The following is a 19,021-nucleotide window of genomic DNA, read 5'->3' on the forward strand; positions in this document are numbered from 1 at the left end:
GCTCAGCGCCCGGGCGCGAAGTTCCGCAACCGCAAGCTGTTGGCCACCACCAGCACCGACGACAGCGACATCGCGGCCCCCGCGATCAGCGGGTTCAGCAGCCCGCACGCGGCGAGCGGCAGCGCGGCCACGTTGTACCCGAAGGCCCAGACGAGATTGCCCCGGATGGTGCGCAACGTCCGCTGCGCGAGACGGATCGCGTCCGGCAGCACCGACAGGTCGTCGCGGACCAGGATGATGTCGGCCGAGCGCAAGGCGAGATCAGTCCCCTCGGCGACAGCCAGCCCGAGGTCAGCGGTCGCCAGCGCCGGAGCGTCGTTCACTCCGTCGCCGACCATCGCCACCCGGTGTCCCTTGCGCTGCAACGCGGACACCGCCGCCGCCTTTTCGCTCGGCAATACCCCGGCGAGCACCTCGGGAATCCCGACCTCCGAGGCGACCGCCTGGGCCGTCGCCTCGTTGTCGCCGGTCAGCAACACCGTTTTCAGCCCTAGCCGATGCAATTGCCCGACCGCCGCCCGTGCCGAAGGCTTCACCTCGTCCCGCACGACGAGCATGCCCGCGACTTCGTCAGCCGCCGACACGAGCACAACCGTCGCCCCGTCCGCCTCCGCAGACGCCACCGCGGCCTCGACGTCCGGGCTAACCGAAACCCCTTCGTCCACCAGCAACCTCGGCCGCCCGACCACCACGGCCGTTCCCTCAACCACGCCGCGCGCGCCCAGTCCCGGCAACGCCTGGAACTCAGCGGCTGGAAGCACCGCTGGCCCGTCCGCGACAATCGCCGCGGCAATCGGGTGTTCCGACGACACTTCCACCGCGGCCGCGAGTCGAAGCACCTCCGCTGGAGAGAACGCCCCGAACGCCCGGGTCTCGGCGAGCGTCATCCGCCCCTGCGTGACCGTGCCGGTCTTGTCCAGCACGACGGTGTCGACCGTACGACTCGCCTCGAGCGCGTCCGGCCCCTTCACGAGAATCCCGAGTTGGGCACCCCGCCCGACGCCGACCATCAGCGCGGTCGGCGTCGCGAGCCCCAACGCGCACGGACACGCGATGATCAGCACGGACACCGCCGCGCCGAACGCGTCCCGAACCGGGTTCCCGGTGAGCAGCCACCCCGCCAGGGTGAGCACCGCCAACGCCGAAACCACCGGGACGAACACCGCGCACACCCGGTCGGCCAGCCGCTGCACCGCCGCCTTCCGCTCCTGCGCCCGCTCGGCCAGCGCGCTCATCTGCGCCAGCTGCGACCGCGCGCCGACGGCCTCCGCGCGCACCACCAGCCGGCCGTTCAGGTTGACGCTCCCGCCGATCACCCGGTTTCCCGGCCCGACCTCCGCCGGAACGGGTTCTCCGGTGATCGCGCTGACGTCCACTGTGGACAAACCGGTGTCGACGGTTCCGTCCGCCGCGATCTTCTCCCCCGGCCGCACCACGAACCGGTCGCCGACCGCCAGCTCGCCGATCCCGACCAGCGCTTCGCCGTCCGCGCGCAGAATCCGCACGTCTTTGGCGGCCAGTGCGTCCAGCGCGCCGAGCAGGTCCGCCGCGCCGCGCCGGGACCTCGCCTCGAAGTACCGGCCGGCGAGCAAGAACGTCGTCACCCCGGCCGCGACATCGAGATACACCGAATCCGCGCCCGGCGCGGTCGCGCCGAACCCGATCCAGTAACCCGCCTCGCTGCCCGATCCGATCAGCACCGAAGCCGCCGACCACAGATAGGACGCCAGCACGCCGAGCGAAACGAGGGTGTCCATACTGGACGATCGGTGCCGCAGATTGCGCAGCGCGGCCCGGTGGAACGGCGCGGCCGACCAGAACACGACCGGCGTCGCGAGCAGCAGGCACACCAGTTCCCACAACGGGAATCGCAACGAGGGCACCAGCGCGAGCGTGATCGAGAGGTTGCCGAGCGGGACCGCCAGCACCGCGGCCGCGATCAACCGGCGGCGCAAGTCACGCACCCGCGCATCGCGGTGTTCCGGGCTCGTTTCGCCGCGGACAGTCGCGGTGTAGCCCGCCTTCTCGATCGTCGCGACCAGCGAGGCCGGGTCGAGATCGGGCGGATAGTGGACGGTCGCGCGTTCGGTCGCGTAGTTCACCGTGGCGCGGACGCCGTCGAGCTTGCCGAGGGAGCGCTCGACGCGCGCCGCGCAAGCGGCACAGGTCATCCCGCCGACGGCGAGATCGAGGTGACGGGTCGGGGTCGCCGCGGGGGCGGCGGTCTGCGTGGACATGGTTCTCCGGATTCCAGGACGGGCACGAATTCGGTGGCAGTGCCTGCGCCGGAAGGCGGACTGATTTCCATAGTACGCCTGTTTTTCCGTCGCCACTCCTTCGGGTGACTTGGGAACCTTTCGCGCCTCCCCGACGACTATCCGGATGGTGGCAGTGCCCGACCCGACCCGATCAGACAGGAGCGAGAATGTCCGAAAGCCCAGCCACAGCAGGGAATCTTCAGCCGGTGGCCACGTTCTGCGGCAACTGCGACTGCGGCTGCCCCGAGCTGTTCCTCGACGACGCCGCCCCGCCGGAGCGCCGTGTCGTGCTGACCGACGACTTCGGCCAGCGAGTGCAGATGAGCTTGGCACAGCTGAAAGTTCTCGTCGAAGACGTCAAAGGCGGAGCCTTGGACAAGGTGGTGACTGCCGTGGTCTAGCGACGGGAATCGGCCCAGCGCAAGGAGATCGCCGCGGTGGGTCGCGACGCGGGGCGTGCGGCAGCCGGGAATCCGGGTGCGGCAGGCGGCGGTCCCGATGCCGGTCGAGCGGAACCCAGGCACGCCCGAACCTGGGTTCCGCCGCGGCGGGTGTCGGGCCGCGGCTACTGCCTTCTGGCCGCCAGGTCGGCGAGCATCGCGTTGTAGGCGGCGAAATCGTCGTCCTCGCCTTGGTCGAAGCGGCGGTCCAGCCGGGCGGCTTCGCGGTCGTCGTGGCGGCCCCACTGCACCAGCAGCGCCACGACGACCACGATCATCGGGATTTCCCCGGTGGCCCAGGCGATGCCGCCGCCAAGACGTTGATCGGAAAGGAGGTCGGGCATCCACGGCAAGGACAGGTAGCGGTAGAACGTCTCGGCGATCACCGTCTGCTTGTTCATCAGGATCACGCCGAAGAACGCGTGGAACGGCATCACCGCGAACATCATGCCGAGCCGCGCGAGATGCGGCAGCGAACGCGGCGGGCGGTCGACGCCGATCACCAGCCAGAAGAAAACGTAGCCGGACACGAGGAAATGGAGGTTCATCAACTGGTGCGCCCAGTGGTAGCGCATCGCCTCGCCGAACAGGCCCGAAAAGTACAGCGCGTAATACGAGCCGACGAACACCGCCGACGCCACCAGCGGGTGCGAGACCAGGCGCGTGAACCGCGAGTGCAGCAGCGCCACCAGCCACTCGCGCGGACCGTCCGGTCCCTTGCCCGCCACCGGCAGGGCGCGCAGTGCGAGGGTCACCGGTCCGCCGAGGACGAGCAGCACCGGGGCGAGCATGGCCAGTGTCATGTGGATGACCATGTGCAGGCTGAAGGTTCCGGACGAGTACTTGCCCAGGCCGGACGACGTCGCGATCAGCACCGTCGCCCAGCCGGACGTCCACGCCCAGAACCGGCCGCGAGGCCAGTCGTCGCCGCGGTTGCGGAGGCGCCGCGCCCCGACCGCATAAGCCGCGACGGCGAGCACCGCCACGACACCGAGGAGCAAATCCGGACGCCAATCGAGAAGGAGACGCGCGAACGCCGGAGGGTCCGGCAGGTCGTAGCCGAGCACGGTCTCGCCGACGGTCGCCGGATCGTCCACGAACGCGGGCGGCACCAGATGTGCCAACCCGGCTGAGACGCCCAGTGCTCCAGCCAGCACCACGACCTCCGCCACGAGAGCCGCTGTGCCGCCGCCGCAACGACGGCGCGTGACGGCGATCAGCACCGTCAGCACCATCGTGACCACGACCTTCACCCCGAGGAGTAAGCCATAGCCAGTACCTAATCCGGCCGGACGGCCCAGTGCGAGACCGTCGACCACGCCGGATGCGGCGACCACGACGAGACAACCGGCAGCCAACCGTCGATACCGGCGGAGCGCGATCTCTCGTGCCGCGTCCGGACCGCGGTGGACCAGCAGCGCAACCAGCGAACCGGTCCACAGCGCCGCCGCGATCACGTGCCATACCAAGGCATTCGTGGCGAGGTCGTGCCACGCCCCGATGGAGACGTGCCCGGCGACCGCCCTCGGCAGCAACCCGGCGATGGCGAGGCAGAGCCACAGCACCGTGGTGCGCCAGGTCAACGTGCGCCAGACGCCGATCGCCACGACGGCCGCGACCGCCAGGACGCAAAGCCACGCCTTGGGTTCCTCCATGGCGTCGACGAGGACGGCGAGGTCCGCGAGACGCAACGCCTCGGAAACCGACCGCCCGGAGGCGTCGGCGGCGTCGAACGGCACGAGCACCGCGGCCGCGAGCGCCCAAACGCCCGCAGCACCCGCCGCGGTGCGGGTCGCCGCGTAACCGTCCGGGGAAAGCCGCCCCGCCTCGCCCGGCGGGCTCAGAAACGCCGCGAACACCAGCCCGCCGACGCAAACCACCCCGGCCGCGTCGGCGACCAACCGAAGCAAGGAGGTGCCCAACGACGTCAACGCACCGGGAACCGGATTGCCGAGAGCCGAATAGACATCGCCCGCCGCGGCGACCACCACCACGACGGCCACCGCGGCAACCCCCGCCGCGGCAAGCAAACCCCGCCGGTGCGGGGCCGGAATTGTGCGCACAGCAGAATGGTCGAGCGGAAACCGCGGCGAGTTCCCGCGACGTGGATCACGGCCACGGTCCCGCGCCGAAGCCACGCCGAGCGCACGCTGATAGCTCTGGCTCTGGCTCTGGCTCTGGCTCTGGCTCTGGCTCTGGCTCTGGCTCTGGCTCTGGCTCTGGCTCTGGCTCTGGCTCTGGAAGCGAGCCAATCACCCAGCCCGGCAATCCGCCACCGCCGCTCCGCAAGACGACCGCCGAAAAACCGGGCAGCAGCTCATTGTCCGGCGGCACCAACCGAGTTCCGGCCTGCCATCCGCCGCGTGCAGCAGGGCCCGGCCACCGCACAATCAACCCAGCCGCCGCACGATCCGCTCACCAGCCAGCAACCGCGCCCCAGCGAAGCCGGAGCAACGCCGTCACATCGCGGTGTCGTTCTCCTCCTGGGCGCGCAGCAGGTCGTCGCGGGCGCGGGACACCCGGGACCGCACCGTGCCGACCGGGCAGCCGCACACCTCGGCTGCCTCCGCGTACGACAGGCCCAGGAACTGGGTCAGGACCAGGGCTTCGCGGCGGTCCTCGTCGAGAGTGTCGAGCAGCAGGCCCAGTTCGATCAGGTCTTCGAAGCCCGCGGTGCGAGTCCGGGCCGACTGTTCTTCTGCGGCGCGCTGCCAGTCGGCCGTCGTGGATTCGCGGGGGCGGACCGAGCGCGCGCGGATGCGGTCCACGACCACCCGGCGGGCGATGGACAGCAGCCACGTCCTCGACGATGACCGGCCCGCGAAGCGTGGCAGCGAGCCGAACGCGCGCAGGTACGTTTCCTGGGTGAGGTCGTCCGCTTCGGTCGGGCTGGTGCGGTGGGCGAGGAAGCGCCACGCGTCGGCTTGCGTCGCGCGGACCCAGGCTTCCAACGCGGCCCGGTCGCCGCGGCCGGCGGCGAGGGCCAGCGCGGTGATCCGCTCGTCGTCGTGGTCGCGGCCGGTGGACACGGACCTCACGGTAGTCCATGCCCGTCCGGGACAGTTCCGTGACCAGCCCGGAGAAAAATCGCCGAACCCGCCGGGAACTCCGGCGCGCATCCGAGCGACTATGACAGACGTGAGCTGTGAAATCTTCCGCGAAGCGCTGTCCGCGCGACTCGACGGCGAAGCGGGTCCCGCGCCCGAACCGCAGGTCGACCAGCACCTCGAGACCTGCGCGTCGTGCCGGAACTGGTACGAACGGAGCGCGACGCTGCGCCGCGCCCTGCTGGTCCGCAGTGCGCCCGAAGTGCCCGACCTCACCGACCGCATCCTCGCCGAAACCCCGGCCCCGCCGCGGGAAAAATGGGGTCTGCGGGTCGCGCTGGGACTGGTCGGCCTGGTCCAGTGCGGGCTGGCGTTCGCGCAACTGCTCGGCATGGACAACGCGCACGGCGGCTTTATGGAAGGCCACCTGGTCAACGAAAGCGCGGCCTGGAACCTCGCGGTCGGCGTCGGCCTGCTGTGGGCCGCACTGCGCACCCGCGCGGCGGCCGGCCAGCTGCCGATGATCACCGGGTTCGTGATCGTCCTCGCGGTGCTCACGACCAGTGACCTGATCGGCGACCGGGTGACCGTCGCGCGAGTGCTGTCGCACGTCTTCCTGGTCGTCGGACTGGCATTGCTCTACGCGGTCCACCGGCAACACCGCCTCCGGCACCAGCCCGGCCCCGACCTGGCCGACACCGCAGACGCGCCGGAGTACCCCACCGTGTCGACCCACGGCGCGCTCGCCTTGGTCCGCCCGCACCCGAAACGCGGCCGAGATTCCCAACGCCCGACCGGACGGCACCGCGCCGCCTGACACCCACCCTCCCGCGAATCCCGGTCTGGCAGCTCACCCAGCCGGAACACTCGCGGGGCCGCCACGCGACGTGAATGGCATAGGGAGCGACTGCGCAGTGTGGAAACAAGCCGCGGCGCCGACTGCGGGAATCCGAGAGCCGCGGTACTCGGAATGGCGTCTTCATCGGCAAGATTCGCGAATCCGTAAAGCCTGACCTGTTCTGGCCAACAACACGCAAATCTCGGCCCGCCCAAGCCAAGACGATGGGATTCCCGCGCAATCCAAGCCAAACCCGCACAGCTCGCTGGCCGCCCGACAACAGGCTCGCAATCCCGGTTCCCCAGCTCAGAACCGCGCAACTCGGGACGCCCAGCCCGAACAACAGGCTCGTGCCTGCCCGACCGAAACAATAAGCTCCGCCGCCGGAACCAGACCCGCGAAGCCCGCTCCGGCTCTGGCCCCGCGAGCCCCAACAAAGGCCCAGCAACAACCCGCCCGGTCGCGCTGCGACGCGACGTAAAGCGAGGCCAGCGACGCGACGCGAGGCGAGGCGAGGCGCTGCGAGGCGAGGCGAGGCGAGGCGAGGCGAGGCGAACCAACTCCACCTCAGCCCTGGAAGGCAATACCCCGGCCAATCGCCGCAAATCCCGGCTCAGATCATCGCCACTGCCATCACCGCCATCCCCAGGCTCATCACGCCTTCCATCGCCAGCCCGACTTCCCGTCGTCCAGGGCGGGCGAGCGTCCGGGCGTGGTCGATGGCCCGGGCCAGCCACGCGATTCCCGCCGCCAGAAAGAGCACCGCCAGGACCACCGCGACTACCACCACGTGCGCGGGAGCGTGGCCGGTCATGGTCATCCCGGCGTCGCCCATGTCCATTCCGGCGTGCTCGCCGCCCATCGCGGTCGCGGACATCGTCATTCCCGCCATCGCCGACGGCATCACGAACGCCATCCACGCCATCCCGGCCATCATCAGCGCGTGATGTGCGCCCGGCAGCCGCCCGTGCCCGAATCCCAGCGCCGCGCTCACCGCGAACCATCCGGCTGCCGCGGCGAACAGGACGACCTGCGGGATCCGCGCGAAAGTCATCGTCGCCGGCCACGCCATCGTGACCATTCCGACGCACATCGCCGCGTGCAGCGCGTCCGCCACTCGGCCGTTCACGCCGGGACGCCGCGCGCATCGGTACAAGCAAAACACTCCAGCCGCCGCGAACAGCAGCGTGAGAATCCATCGCAGCCCCGGTTCGGCGATCATCGCGCGGCCTCCTGACGCAGTCCCAGCAGGCAGTCGACCGCCAGGAAGCCCAGCAGCGACACGCCGAACACCGGCAGGAACCATCCCACGACCGCCACTCCGACCAGCACCGGAGCCAGCACTCGCCCGGGAATCCGCCGCCACGCGCCCCGCAGCGGCAACCGGCCGAAGGTGGCCCCGCCGCGCACTCCGCGGGCCGGGTGCGGAGCAGGCCGGCCCCCGCGATCGTCCGGCGGGCTTCCCAGGTCGCTCGGCCGCGCGTCAGCCGAGGGCAATCGATCGGAGCGAATCCCGCCCGACGCGCCATCCGACGAGAACCGACCAGGCTGAACCCCACTCGACCGCATCCGACCGACACGCGTCCCGCGCGGCTCACCACCCGACCACAACCCACCAGACCGCGCCCCACCAGACCGCAACCCACCGGAGCCACCCCCGCCACCCAAACGACCCCGGCCAGGACGACCCCTCAACCACCACATCCGATACCCCCACCCGACAACGCACGCCAAAAGCACCCCGAGCACCGTCAGCACCACCTGGTTCGCCACCCCGAACAGCAGCCCCATGTGCGCGTCGATCCCCCACCGGCTCAGTTTCGCGGCCAGCGGGTAGTCGGCGAACCTCAGCGTTCCGGTGATCTTCCCCGTACCGGGATCGACCGCCATCGAGTCCTGTTTGGACGGCCAGCCCCGCCCCACCTGCTGCACCACGTAGCCGCCGTTGGAAGGCGGGCGGATCTCCACCGGGTCGGACAATCCGGCCCGGGTCGTCGCGTCGCGGACGGCCTGCCAGCCGACGTCGCCAGGCGAGGCGGAACCAGAAGAGATCGACGGCGTCGTCCAGTCCAAATTGGACCGCAGGTCGGTGATGTTCGCGCCCGCGTGCAGCGACCAGGTCAAGCCGGTGGCGGAAAGGAACAGCAAGCCCGCGGCGATCCACAGGCCGGTCGAACCGTGCCAGGAACGCAGCCGTCGGCGTCCGGGTTTTCCGGCGGACGGCAGGAGCACAGCACGCAGGCGCCTCCGGCGGCCGAGCCACAAAGCCAAGCCGGCCAGGGTGATCACCCACAGCCAACTTGCCGCCAGTTCGCTGTACAGCCGGCCGAAATCGCCCAGATGGAGGTTGCGGTGCAGGGTGTCGATCCAGCCTCGGACCGGCAGCGCCTGGCCGGAACCGTAGGTCTCCAGCGCGCCGCGGATCTCCCCGTCATGCGGGTTGACGAACACTGTGTACCGATAGCTCGGCGCCAGGCCCGGACGGTCGAAGATCACCTGGGTGGTGTCGGTCGCGGACGGTGCCGGGCGGACGCCGATGATCTTGCCGTCCGGGACCTGAGCGCGGGCGACGAGGACCTGCTGATCGAGCGGCACGACACCCGCAGCGGCCGGGACGTGCAGTTCGTGCGCGTAGACCGCCTGTTCCAGCTGCGGCGTCCACACGTACGCGATCCCCGTCAGCGCAGCGATCAGGAGGAACGGGCCGACGAACACTCCGGCGTAGAAGTGCAGCCGCAGCACCAACGGGCGAATCGCCGCCCACCCCGCGGGTCGTGCCGGTTCCGTGCGTGGCTCTCCGTCGACGCCGATGGCCATTCCGCTCCCTTCGCGTGGTCCGCCTCCTGAGGAGTCGGACCGGCGGGGCAGTCGGTTCCCGGCCGCGGAGAACGCCCGTTCGGGTGCCCCGCGCCGGCGAGGCATTGCTTCTGGCACTGCGTGACAGTATTGTCGCCCTCACATTCGACACCAAGTGTCAAATATCGCCGGCCGAGACAAGGGAGTCACGATGAGCGAGACGACAGCCGCAGCCGAGACGAAGGCCGAAGAGGTCGTAGCCGACGAGTTGCTCGTCGAAGAGGTCTCCATCGACGGAATGTGCGGTGTCTACTGATCGCAGCGCCGCGGCGTTCGATCTGGACGGTGCTTGGGAACTGGACAGCCGGGTCTCCATCCGGCCGGAGCGGTTCGGCGCGCTGCTGTACCACTTCGGCACCCGCCGGCTGTCCTTTCTCAAGAGCCGCACCATGCTCGCCGCGGTGCAGGCGCTGCCCGACCACCCCTCCGCCCGCGCGGCGTGCGCACAGGCCGGAGTCGCGCCGGCGGAACTTCCCCGCTACCGCGCCGCCCTCGCCGCCCTCGCGGCGTCGGACATGATCCATCCGAGGAGCGTGTGATGTCGCTTGTCGACGAATTCCAGTTCGGGCTCGCCGCGCCGATCTGCCTCACCTGGGAACTCACCTACGCCTGCAATCTGTCGTGCGTGCACTGCCTTTCCTCGTCCGGCCGCCGCGATCCGCGCGAGCTGAGCACGGAAGAATGCAAGGCGCTGATCGACGAGTTCGAGCGCATGCAGATCTTCTACGTGAACATCGGCGGCGGCGAACCGACCGTCCGGCCCGATTTCTGGGAGCTGGTCGACTACGCGACCGAGCACCACGTCGGCGTCAAGTTCTCCACCAACGGCATCAAGATCACCGAGGACGTCGCGAAACGGCTCGCCGGCAGCGACTACGTCGACGTCCAGATCTCCCTCGACGGCGCCACCGAGGAGGTCAACGACCACGTCCGCGGCCCCGGCTCCTACCGCACCGCGATCCGGGCGATGGAGAACCTCGCCGCCGCCGGGTTCGGGAACTTCAAGATTTCCGTCGTGGTGACCCGGCAGAACGCGGGACAGCTCGACGACTTCAAAGCCATCGCCGACCGCTACGGCGCCCAGCTGCGGCTCACCCGGCTCCGCCCGTCCGGCCGCGGCGCGGACGTCTGGGACGAGCTGCACCCCACCGCCGCCCAGCAACGGGAGCTGTACGACTGGCTGGTCGCCCACGGCGAAAACGTGCTGACCGGCGACTCGTTCTTCCACCTCGCCGGGTACGGCGACGGCGGCCTGCCCGGGCTGAACCTGTGCGGCGCCGGCCGGGTGGTGTGCCTGATCGACCCGGTCGGCGACGTCTACGCGTGCCCGTTCGCCATCCACGACACCTTCCTCGCCGGCAACACGCGCGGCGAAGGCGGTTTCGCCCGGGTGTGGCGGGAATCCGAGCTGTTCGCCGAGCTGCGCAGCCCGCAGAGCGGCGGGGCCTGCACGTCGTGTTCGGCCTTCGACGCCTGCCGCGGCGGGTGCATGGCGGCGAAGTTCTTCACCGGGCTGCCGCTCGACGGCCCGGACCCGGAATGCGTGCGCGGCCACGGCGAACGCGCGCTGGCCGGGGTCGCCGCGGGCAGCGTGCCGAAGCCGTCGCTGGACCATTCGCACCGCAAGGTCCCGGTGACCATCGGCATGCGCCGTCCGCCGGAACGGGCCTGCGACGAGAACCCGCTCGCGGGCTTCGCCCCGGGCCGCTGAAATGCGCCTGGCCGACCTGTCGTCGCCGGACGTCGCCGAACACGCGGCGTCCGGCGCGATCCTCGCCGTGCCGCTCGGGGCGACCGAGCAGCACGGTCCGCACCTGCCGCTGAGCACCGACACCGACCTCGCCACGGCGTTGTGCGACCGCCTCGCCGCGGAGCGCCCGGACGTGCTGGTCGCGCCAGCGGTGCCCTACGGATCGAGCGGCGAACACGCGGGATTCGCCGGGACGCTGTCGATCGGGCAGGCGGCCACGGAACTCCTGCTCGTGGAACTCGGCCGGTCGGCCTGCGAGACCTTCCGGCGGCTGCTTTTCGTGTCCGCGCACGGCGGCAACGCGGCTTCGGTGACCCGCGCGGTCGCGACCCTGCGTGCCGAATCACGGGACGTTTCGGTGTTCGAGCCGCGCTGGCAAGGAGATCCGCACGCCGGACGGCCGGAAACCGCTCTGCAGCTGGCTCTTCGCCCGGACAAAGTGCAGCTGGGCAAAGCAGTTCCGGGCGACACTCGGCCGCTGAGCGAGTTGCTTCCGGTTCTGCGCAAAGGCGGCGTGCGCGCGGTGACCGACACCGGAATCCTCGGCGACCCCACCGGAGCGACCGCGGACGAAGGCCGGAAGCTCCTCGACGACCTCGCGGCGCAGTTGCGAGCGCACGTGCGCGACTGGACTTCCGCGGTGACGCCATGAAAACCGCCCTCGTGACCGGCGCGGCGCGCGGCATCGGCGCAGCCACCGCGACCAAGCTGGCTGAACAAGGCTGGGCCGTCCTCGCCGTGGACGTCGCCGAAGACAACCCGGCTCTCCCCTATCCGATGGGCACCGGCGAAGAACTGTCCACAGTGGTCGCCAAGATCCGCGAAACCGGTGGCACCGCAGAAGAATTCCACGCAGACGTCCGCGACCGCGCGCAACTGGCCGCAGCGGTAGCAGCAGCGGAACAACGCTGGGGCGGCCTGGACGCAGCCATCGCAGCGGCCGGAGTGATCGCGGGCGGCGTGCCGCTGTGGGAAATGCCGCCGGAGCAGGAAGACGCGGTCCTCGACGTCAACCTCCGCGGCGTCCTCAACCTCGCCCACACCGCGATTCCCGCGTTGCTGCGCCGGCCGAAACCCCGCTCCGGACGATTCCTCGCCGTCGCGTCCGCCGCCGCGACACGCGGATTGCCCCTGCTCGCCGCGTACTGCGCGGCGAAAGCCGGAGTCGCCGGGTTGATTCGCGCGCTGGGCACGGAATTAGCCGACTCCGGCGTCACCGCGAACGCGGTCAGCCCCGGCTCGACCGACACGCCGATTCTCGCCGAGAGCGCCCGCTTATACGGCCTCCCCTCAGCAAAAAGCTTTGCCGCGCAGCAACCTATGCGACGCCTGCTCGATCCCGCCGAGGTCGCCGCCGTCCTGGCCTTCCTCGTCGGGCCGGAAAGCAGCGCGACCACCGGTGCCGTGATCCCGGTGGACGGAGGGCTGGCACTGTGACCGCCCCGCTGCCCGCCGGATTCCGGCTCGCCCTGGACCCGAGCGTCAAACAGCTCTCCGAAGGCCTGCTCTTCGGCGGCTCGCCCGCCCGCGTCCTGCGCCTCACGAAGGGCGGTCGGACGGCCTGGGAACGCTTGGCGGACCACCCGGTGGAGACCTCGGCGGAAGGCGTCCTCGCCCGGCTGCTCACCGACGTCGGGTTCGCACATCCGTTGCCACCGGCCAAAACCGCGGACGCGACCGTCGTGATCCCGGTCCGCGACCGCGCCGAACTGCTCGGCCGCTGCCTGGCCGGACTCGACGGCCGCTGCCCCGCGCTGGTCGTCGACGACGGATCCGCCGACCCCGCTGCCATCGCCGCGGCAGCCTCCGCGCACGGTGCGAAACTCGTCCGCCGCGACGTCAACGGCGGCCCGGGCGCGGCCCGGAACACCGCGCTGGAGCACGTTTCCACCGACCTGATCGCTTTCCTGGACAGCGACTGCGTCCCGTCGCCGGACTGGATCGACCGGCTGGCCGGGCATTTCGCCGACCCGCTCGTCGCCGCCGTCGCGCCGCGCGTGCGCCCCCTCGCGCCCGACACCTGGGCCGGCCGCTACACGCGCGCCGCCAGCAGCCTCGACCTGGGCACCGCCGCCGCCCGCGTCGCACCCGGCACCCGACTGTCCTATGTGCCCACTGCCGCCCTCCTGGTCCGCCGGAGCGCACTGGAATCCGTCGCGCGCGACGGTGCGGTCTTCGATCCGGCGATGCGCGTCGGCGAGGACGTCGACCTCGGCTGGCGGCTCCACGACGCGGGCTACCGGATCCGCTACGACCCGTCCGCACACGTCGATCACCACGAACCGGCCACCTGGCGCGGATTGCTCCGCCGCCGCGCCAGCTACGGAACTTCCGCCGCACCGCTAGCGCTCCGTCGCCCGGCCGCGATGGCCCCGCTCGTCCTGCACCCCTGGCCGACGCTCACCGTCGCCGCGCTGCTGGCTCGCCGTCCGCTCCCGGCCGCCGCAGCGTTCGCCGGCGCAGTGTTCAGCATGACCCGCCTGCTCCGCCGAAGCGACGTGCCCACCAAGGGGGTCACCCGAGCGATGGCCACCGCCGCAGGACAAACGTGGCTCGGATTCGGCCGGTACAGCACGCAATTCGCCGCTCCCCTGCTCGCCGCGTTCTTGCTGCCGGGCGGGCGGAAACGCTGGGGCCGCCGGGCCGCGCTCGCCTCGCTGCTCGCCGGGCCGCCGTTCACCGCTTGGCTGCGGCAACGCCCCGATCTCGATCCCCTCCGCTACACCGCCGGCGCGGTCGCCGACGATCTCGCGTACGGCGCCGGGGTGTGGGCGGGCTGTCTCAACCACCGGACCGCAGTCCCGCTGCGGCCGCGCGTCGCCTGGCGCCCGCTGCGCGCCGACCCGAAGGGAAAACGATGAGCACCTGGTTCGAATCCGTCGCCGAAGCACAGCGGCGGGCCAAGAAACGCCTGCCCGCGTCCGTCTACTCGGCACTGATCGCCGGTTCGGAAAAAGGCCTGACGCTGCAGGACAACCTGGCGGCGTACGACGAACTGCGGTTCGCCCCGCGCACCGCCGGGCTGCCCGGCGAACGCGACCTGAGCACGAACGTCCTCGGCCGGGACGTCGCGCTGCCGGTGGTGATTTCGCCGACCGGCGTGCAGGCGGTGCACCCCGACGGCGAGGTCGCAGTCGCCCGCGCCGCCGCCGCGCGCGGGACGTCGATGGGGCTGTCCTCGTTCGCCAGCAAGCCGATCGAGGAAGTGGTGGCCGCCAATCCGAACACGTACTTCCAGGTGTACTGGACCGGCAGCCGCGACGACATCCTGCGCCGGCTGGACCGCGCCCGGTCCGCCGGCGCGGTCGGGATCATCCTCACGCTCGACTGGTCCTTCTCGCACAGCCGCGACTGGGGCAGCCCGCACATCCCGGACAAGCTGACGCTGCGCGAGCTGATCCGGTTCGCACCCGAGGGCATGACGCGTCCGCGCTGGCTGCTCGCCTACGCCCGCACCCGGAAACTGCCCGACCTCAGCGTCCCGAACATGGCCGAACCCGGCACGCCGGTGCCGTCGTTCTTCGGCGCGTACGGCCAGTGGATGCAGACCGCGCCGCCGAGCTGGGAAGACGTGAGCTGGCTGCGGAAGCAGTGGGACGGGCCGTTCCTGCTGAAGGGCGTGTACCGCGTCGACGAGGCGCGCCGCGCGGTGGACGCCGGGGTCAGCGCGATCTCGGTGTCCAACCACGGCGGCAACAATCTCGACGGCACGCCCGCCACGATCCGCGCCCTGCCCGCGGTCGCGGAGGCGGTCGGGAGCGAGGTGGAAGTGTTGCTGGACGGCGGAATCCGCCGCGGCAGCGACGTCGTGAAGGCGCTGGCGCTCGGGGCCCGCGCGGTCCTGATCGGGCGCGCGTACCTGTGGGGCCTCGCCGCCGGCGGACAGGCCGGGGTGGAGAACGTGCTGGACGTGCTGCGCAACGGCATCGACTCGACACTGCTCGCGCTAGGCCACCGCAGCGTGCACGACCTGAGCCGCGACGACCTGATCATTCCCGAAGGATTCGAGCGCCGGATCGGAGCCTGAGCCCGGTCAGTTCCACCGTCCACCGGCGAAAAACCGCACCGCCTCGGCCGTGAACTCCGGCGCGGCCGACGCACCGTAATGATCGCCGGGCACCGAGGCGAACTCCGCGTTCACCAGCTCGGCGAGCGGCTCGGCGTCCGCGTGCCCCGCGTCCTCGCTGCCGACCACGACGAGCGCCGGAATCGTGAGCGCGGGGAGGTCCTCCATCGGCACGACCGAACGCAGAACCTGTATCAGCGCGCGCGGATCGGCGCCGAGGCGGGCGATCCAGTGCGCGGTCTGGGCGTCGGCCGGTTCCACGGTCCGGCCTTCGGTCAACGCCGTCAGCACCCGGTGCAGCGGACCTCCCCCGCCGCCTCGCCGCATCGCGGCAAGTCCTTGCCCGCCAAGGAGAAGCCGCGACGGCCGCGCACCGCGCGCGACCATGCGGAGCGCCACTCGCGCGCCGAGCGAGTACCCGCCGAGGGCGTATTCGGTCAGTCCGAGCTGCTCGACGAACGCGAGCCCGTCGTCCACGAGCACCTCCGGCGGGTAGCGGGCCGGATCGGCCGGCTGCGGGCTCGCGCCGTGGCCGCGGAAATCCGGCAGCAGCACGCGGAATCCTCGCTCGGCGAGCTGCGCGGCCAGCCCGCTGCGCAGCCACGCCTCGCCGGACGAGGTGAACCCGTGCAGCAGCACGACGGGCGTGCCCTCGCCCAGTTCGCGGTAGGCCAGTTCGAGCCCGTCGCGGGCGCGGAACCGGTGGACGGGCGAGGCGGTCATGGGGTCCTTCCTGCTGGCCGGACCCCATGATCGCACGCGCCGGCCCCCGGGATCACGGAAGCGGACGGGTCCCCGGCACCACCCATTCCCGGTCCACCCGGCCGTCGACCGCGACCATGACCGCGATCCCGCCGCGCTCCCCGTCCGACCAGGTCCCGGCGACGGTCTGCCGCACCGGGTCGAGCACCAGTTCGCCCTGCCACGGATGCGCGTCCTTCGCCAGCACCCGCAGTTCCTCGCGGTCCAGGCCTCCTCGGCCCGGCCCGTCCGGCAGGTCCGACCGGCCGTCCGGCGAGGGGATCGTCCAGTTCCGCGAGACTTTTCCGCCGGTGAGCACGCACAGGTCGGCTCCGGTGATGACCACGCCGTCGCGCCGGGTGACGTCCCAGGTGAAGGCGAGCCGGTCGGCGCCGTCGACGACAAAAGTGCGCGGGACGAACTTGTTGCCGACCTCGCGCTGGTACTTCGCGATGAACGCCTCCGCGTCCGCCGGGCCGACCAGCGGGTCGAGGCCGGGTTTGGCGCCGGACCACTGGCGGCCGTCGGCGGTGAGCAGCCGGTGCGCGAGCGAGGCGTCCTCGTTCCACATCCGACACCAGAGGGCGGGGATTTCTTCGGGGTGCAATTCGTTTGCCATGGGAGAACGATCGCGGCCGCCGGCGACACCGTCCTGTCGGTGTTTCGCCGCCGCGTGGCGCAGGTCACTCGCCGAGCGGGCGGGCGGAGATCCGGGCGAGTTCGGCGTCGAGGTCGACCTCGCGGCGTTCGACGTGGTCGCCGGTAAGCGCGAGGGCGCGGATCCGGTCCAGCAGAAAGCCGCGGACCGCGTCGCGCAGGCGGCACCAGCCGAGCACGTACCAGCCCGCCGGACCCCACAGCAGGCCCAGCGGCTCGACGTCGCGTTCGGTTTCCTTGCCCTTGGCGTCCACGTACGACAGCCGGAGGACGCGGCGCGCGGCGAGCGCGGTGAGGATCAGTCCGCTGCGGACGGCAGGCGGTTCGGGCTCGCCGACCCGGTGCAGCCGCGCGGCGAGGTGCTGTTCGGCGTCGCGGACGTCCGACGGCAGCCGCGCCAGCACCTTCCGCGCCGCCGACTCCGCCGCGCCCGCGAAGGGCGACCCCGCGGCCGAACGCAGCGCGACGGTGATCGCGATGGCCTCCTCCGGCGTGAGGGTGAGCGGCGGCAGGGTCCGCTCGCGGTCGAGGCCGTAGCCGCCGGTCCGGCCCGTTTCGGTCCAGATCGGGACGCCTGCCTCGCGCAGCGCGCCGAGGTCGCGTTCGATCGTGCGCACGCTGACCTCGAACCGGGCCGCGAGCCACGCCGCGGTCCGGGTGCGCGGCGCGACCGCCCGGAGCTCCTCGACCAGTGCGTACAGCCGGTCCGTGCGATTCACCCGGCCAGCCTACGAACCGGCACATCCTCACCCGATCGGGTGGCTTTGCCGGCGACCGCCGTCACGAAAGCCGTCCGGCGCTGTTCCGTTCGCGGGAGTCGCGGCCGGCGCCGGTCCGTCCTGTGGAGGGCGGCGGACCGGCGCGGTCCCCTCGTTCGTCGGGGGACGAGGGGGCCGCCGGGAGCGGGTCGGCGCAGGGGGCCGGCCCGTTCCCGGTCCGGCGGGGTCGCCCGCCGTTCGCCGGAATCCGCGCTGACCGGCCAAGACCCGACCTTCGACGGGTTGCGCCGCCGGCTGATCCGGAGGCGAATGGGTGGGGACGACCCGAGGAGGACGCAGGTGTTCTCGACAGGTCCCGGCGCCCAGCCGGACCGGCTCGCCGACGCGCTGGCGGACGGGCCGTTCAGCCGCGCCCTGACCCTGGCCATCGACCGCAGCGGGCTCGGACTCGACCGGCTCCGGGACCGGCTCGCCGCGGCGGGCGCGGCGGTCAGCACCACGACGCTCAGCTACTGGCGGACCGGCCGCACCGTGCCCGCCCGCGCCCGTTCGCGCGTCGCGGTGCGGATTCTCGAGGGCGTGCTCGACCTGCCGCCGGGCTCGCTGACCGGGCTGATCGAGCGCGCTCCGGAACCGCCGCCGGTCCCGATGGTGCGCTGGGAACGGCTGTGGGGAAAGCGAAACGCCGTGCTGCGGGTGCTGAACTCGTTCGAGACGGCGTACCGGACGTCGCTCGTGGTGGTCAGCCTGCACGAAGCCGTGCACGTCGGCCCGGACCGGCGGCTGCACCGGCTGGAAGTGCGCGAGGTCCTGCGCGCGACCGAGGACGACACGCACATCCGGCTGGTCACCGCGCACGGCGTCGGACCCGGCTGCCCGCCGCGGCTGGTGCGCACCCGCTACTGCTCGCCCGGGCGCACGGAATCCCTCGCCGAGGAGGGGTTCACGGTGGCCGAACTCGTCCTCGCCCGGGGCCTGGACCGCGGCGAAACCGCGATCGCCGAGTACGAGTTCGAATTCACCGACGACCGCCCGGACCGGTCGTACGAGCGCCGGTTCCGCAACGCCGTGCACGAACACCTGCTCGAACTGCACTTCGCACCCGGCTTCGCGCCGCGCGCCTGCCACGCCTACCGGCTCGACTCCCCCGCCGGACCGGAGACGGCCGTCGCCGAACTGCCGATCACCGACGGCCTGCCCGCGCACGTCGTCTCCGCCTCGGTCACTCCGGGGATCCTCGGCCTCCGCTGGCACTGGGACGCGCCATGATGGACGCATGGAATCGACGCGGATCGACCGCTGGCTCTGGGCGGTCCGGCTGACCAAGACGCGCGCCGACGCCGCGGCCGCCTGCCGGGGCGGGCACGTGCGCGTGAACGACCGCCCGGCGAAACCCGCGACGACAGTGGTTCCCGGAGACGAGGTCCGCGCCCGGATCGGGACGACGACCCGCGTGGTCGAGGTCGTGCAGGTGATCCAGAAACGCGTGGGCGCCGCCGTCGCGGCCACCTGCCTCATCGACCGCACCCCGAAGCCGCCGCCGGAAGCGGCGATCCCGGTCGCCCGCCGCGAGCGCGGCGCGGGCCGCCCGACGAAGCGGGAGCGCCGGGTGCTGGACGAATTCCGCCGGCAGCAGGGCTGACCCCGCC

General features: G+C 71.7%; 19 protein-coding genes. 11 read left to right on the forward strand and 8 right to left on the reverse strand.

Features of this window, described 5'->3' with window-relative positions:
- Positions 1–2: 2 nt before the first annotated feature.
- On the reverse strand, positions 3–2,237 hold the full coding sequence (locus tag F9C11_RS33210; protein ID WP_409181308.1) for a heavy metal translocating P-type ATPase: 2,235 nt from the start codon (positions 2,235–2,237) through the stop codon (positions 3–5).
- Between the two features lie 188 nt (positions 2,238–2,425).
- Between F9C11_RS33210 and F9C11_RS33215 the strand changes: the two genes are divergently transcribed.
- The gene (locus F9C11_RS33215; RefSeq protein ID WP_409181309.1) at positions 2,426–2,659 is read left to right on the forward strand and encodes a hypothetical protein; all 234 of its coding nucleotides are present in this window, start codon (positions 2,426–2,428) and stop codon (positions 2,657–2,659) included.
- A gap of 164 nt (positions 2,660–2,823) precedes the next feature.
- Here the strand turns inward: F9C11_RS33215 and F9C11_RS33220 are convergent, their stop codons facing one another.
- Together F9C11_RS33220 and F9C11_RS33225 are read right to left on the reverse strand one after the other, a co-directional pair.
- Complete coding sequence (locus F9C11_RS33220) at positions 2,824–4,761, reverse strand: cytochrome c oxidase assembly protein (RefSeq protein ID WP_409181310.1); 1,938 nt, start codon at positions 4,759–4,761, stop codon at positions 2,824–2,826.
- A gap of 396 nt (positions 4,762–5,157) precedes the next feature.
- On the reverse strand, positions 5,158–5,727 hold the full coding sequence (locus F9C11_RS33225; RefSeq protein WP_409181311.1) for a sigma-70 family RNA polymerase sigma factor: 570 nt from the start codon (positions 5,725–5,727) through the stop codon (positions 5,158–5,160).
- Positions 5,728–5,827: 100 nt separating this feature from the next.
- Here F9C11_RS33225 and F9C11_RS33230 point away from each other — a divergent pair, with 100 nt between their 5' ends.
- Positions 5,828–6,562: a zf-HC2 domain-containing protein gene (locus F9C11_RS33230; RefSeq protein WP_409181312.1), complete on the forward strand. Its 735-nt coding sequence runs from the start codon at positions 5,828–5,830 to the stop codon at positions 6,560–6,562.
- 634 nt (positions 6,563–7,196) lie between these two features.
- On the opposite strand, the gene F9C11_RS33235 is transcribed toward F9C11_RS33230, so the two are convergent.
- Together F9C11_RS33235 and F9C11_RS33240 are read right to left on the reverse strand one after the other, a co-directional pair.
- On the reverse strand, positions 7,197–7,805 hold the full coding sequence (locus tag F9C11_RS33235; RefSeq protein WP_409181313.1) for a DUF5134 domain-containing protein: 609 nt from the start codon (positions 7,803–7,805) through the stop codon (positions 7,197–7,199).
- On the reverse strand, positions 7,802–9,400 hold the full coding sequence (locus F9C11_RS33240; RefSeq protein ID WP_409181314.1) for a PepSY-associated TM helix domain-containing protein: 1,599 nt from the start codon (positions 9,398–9,400) through the stop codon (positions 7,802–7,804). The genes F9C11_RS33235 and F9C11_RS33240 overlap by 4 nt, the downstream gene beginning before the upstream one ends.
- Before the next feature lie 190 nt (positions 9,401–9,590).
- Between F9C11_RS33240 and mftA the strand changes: the two genes are divergently transcribed.
- Genes mftA through mftD form a run of 7 tightly spaced genes read left to right on the forward strand, consistent with a single transcriptional unit; the run spans position 9,591 to position 15,216 of the window.
- Positions 9,591–9,695 carry a mycofactocin precursor MftA gene (gene mftA, locus F9C11_RS33245; RefSeq protein WP_037355132.1) on the forward strand — a complete coding sequence of 35 codons (105 nt, stop codon included), beginning with the start codon at positions 9,591–9,593 and terminating at the stop codon, positions 9,693–9,695.
- Positions 9,685–9,978: a mycofactocin biosynthesis chaperone MftB gene (gene mftB, locus F9C11_RS33250; RefSeq protein ID WP_409181315.1), complete on the forward strand. Its 294-nt coding sequence runs from the start codon at positions 9,685–9,687 to the stop codon at positions 9,976–9,978. Before mftA ends, mftB begins: the two co-directional genes overlap by 11 nt.
- Positions 9,978–11,150: a mycofactocin radical SAM maturase gene (gene mftC / locus F9C11_RS33255; protein WP_409181316.1), complete on the forward strand. Its 1,173-nt coding sequence runs from the start codon at positions 9,978–9,980 to the stop codon at positions 11,148–11,150. Before mftB ends, mftC begins: the two co-directional genes overlap by 1 nt.
- A 1-nt stretch (position 11,151) precedes the next feature.
- Positions 11,152–11,841 (forward strand): mycofactocin biosynthesis peptidyl-dipeptidase MftE, encoded by a 690-nt coding sequence (gene mftE, locus F9C11_RS33260; RefSeq protein WP_409181317.1) that lies wholly within the window; start codon positions 11,152–11,154, stop codon positions 11,839–11,841.
- Positions 11,838–12,626 carry a mycofactocin-coupled SDR family oxidoreductase gene (locus F9C11_RS33265; protein ID WP_409181318.1) on the forward strand — a complete coding sequence of 263 codons (789 nt, stop codon included), beginning with the start codon at positions 11,838–11,840 and terminating at the stop codon, positions 12,624–12,626. The genes mftE and F9C11_RS33265 overlap by 4 nt, the downstream gene beginning before the upstream one ends.
- Positions 12,623–14,050 carry a mycofactocin biosynthesis glycosyltransferase MftF gene (gene mftF / locus F9C11_RS33270; protein ID WP_409181319.1) on the forward strand — a complete coding sequence of 476 codons (1,428 nt, stop codon included), beginning with the start codon at positions 12,623–12,625 and terminating at the stop codon, positions 14,048–14,050. Before F9C11_RS33265 ends, mftF begins: the two co-directional genes overlap by 4 nt.
- Positions 14,047–15,216 carry a pre-mycofactocin synthase MftD gene (gene mftD / locus F9C11_RS33275; RefSeq protein WP_409181320.1) on the forward strand — a complete coding sequence of 390 codons (1,170 nt, stop codon included), beginning with the start codon at positions 14,047–14,049 and terminating at the stop codon, positions 15,214–15,216. The genes mftF and mftD overlap by 4 nt, the downstream gene beginning before the upstream one ends.
- A gap of 6 nt (positions 15,217–15,222) precedes the next feature.
- On the opposite strand, the gene F9C11_RS33280 is transcribed toward mftD, so the two are convergent.
- The 3 genes from F9C11_RS33280 to F9C11_RS33290 form a co-directional block, all read right to left on the reverse strand.
- Positions 15,223–15,978, reverse strand: a complete 756-nt coding sequence (locus F9C11_RS33280; protein ID WP_409181321.1) for an alpha/beta fold hydrolase — start codon at positions 15,976–15,978, stop codon at positions 15,223–15,225.
- A 52-nt stretch (positions 15,979–16,030) separates the two neighbouring features.
- Complete coding sequence (locus tag F9C11_RS33285) at positions 16,031–16,615, reverse strand: nuclear transport factor 2 family protein (protein WP_409181322.1); 585 nt, start codon at positions 16,613–16,615, stop codon at positions 16,031–16,033.
- Between the two features lie 64 nt (positions 16,616–16,679).
- Complete coding sequence (locus F9C11_RS33290; RefSeq protein ID WP_409181323.1) at positions 16,680–17,372, reverse strand: helix-turn-helix transcriptional regulator; 693 nt, start codon at positions 17,370–17,372, stop codon at positions 16,680–16,682.
- Positions 17,373–17,711: 339 nt separating this feature from the next.
- On the opposite strand from F9C11_RS33290, the gene F9C11_RS33295 reads away from it, so the two are divergent.
- A complete protein-coding gene (locus F9C11_RS33295; RefSeq protein ID WP_409181324.1) occupies positions 17,712–18,641 on the forward strand; it encodes a hypothetical protein in 930 nt (309 codons plus the stop codon).
- A gap of 7 nt (positions 18,642–18,648) precedes the next feature.
- On the forward strand, positions 18,649–19,014 hold the full coding sequence (locus tag F9C11_RS33300; RefSeq protein ID WP_199818137.1) for an RNA-binding S4 domain-containing protein: 366 nt from the start codon (positions 18,649–18,651) through the stop codon (positions 19,012–19,014).
- The last annotated feature ends 7 nt before the right edge of the window (positions 19,015–19,021 follow it).

The organism is Amycolatopsis sp. VS8301801F10 (assembly GCF_046195355.1).
Lineage (GTDB): Bacteria > Actinomycetota > Actinomycetes > Mycobacteriales > Pseudonocardiaceae > Amycolatopsis.

Bases quoted from the DNA above. Each gene is read 5' to 3' on its own strand.
- F9C11_RS33210 (WP_409181308.1), bottom strand. From the start codon at position 2,237: ATGTCCACGCAGACCGCCGCCCCCGCGGCGACCCCGACCCGTCACCTC.
- mftA (WP_037355132.1), top strand. From the start codon at position 9,591: ATGAGCGAGACGACAGCCGCAGCCGAGACGAAGGCCGAAGAGGTCGTA.
- F9C11_RS33265 (WP_409181318.1), top strand. From the start codon at position 11,838: ATGAAAACCGCCCTCGTGACCGGCGCGGCGCGCGGCATCGGCGCAGCC.
- F9C11_RS33235 (WP_409181313.1), bottom strand. From the start codon at position 7,805: ATGATCGCCGAACCGGGGCTGCGATGGATTCTCACGCTGCTGTTCGCG.
- F9C11_RS33215 (WP_409181309.1), top strand. From the start codon at position 2,426: ATGTCCGAAAGCCCAGCCACAGCAGGGAATCTTCAGCCGGTGGCCACG.
- mftE (WP_409181317.1), top strand. From the start codon at position 11,152: ATGCGCCTGGCCGACCTGTCGTCGCCGGACGTCGCCGAACACGCGGCG.
- F9C11_RS33240 (WP_409181314.1), bottom strand. From the start codon at position 9,400: ATGGCCATCGGCGTCGACGGAGAGCCACGCACGGAACCGGCACGACCC.
- F9C11_RS33280 (WP_409181321.1), bottom strand. From the start codon at position 15,978: ATGACCGCCTCGCCCGTCCACCGGTTCCGCGCCCGCGACGGGCTCGAA.
- mftC (WP_409181316.1), top strand. From the start codon at position 9,978: ATGTCGCTTGTCGACGAATTCCAGTTCGGGCTCGCCGCGCCGATCTGC.
- mftD (WP_409181320.1), top strand. From the start codon at position 14,047: ATGAGCACCTGGTTCGAATCCGTCGCCGAAGCACAGCGGCGGGCCAAG.
- F9C11_RS33285 (WP_409181322.1), bottom strand. From the start codon at position 16,615: ATGGCAAACGAATTGCACCCCGAAGAAATCCCCGCCCTCTGGTGTCGG.
- F9C11_RS33230 (WP_409181312.1), top strand. From the start codon at position 5,828: ATGACAGACGTGAGCTGTGAAATCTTCCGCGAAGCGCTGTCCGCGCGA.
- F9C11_RS33300 (WP_199818137.1), top strand. From the start codon at position 18,649: ATGGAATCGACGCGGATCGACCGCTGGCTCTGGGCGGTCCGGCTGACC.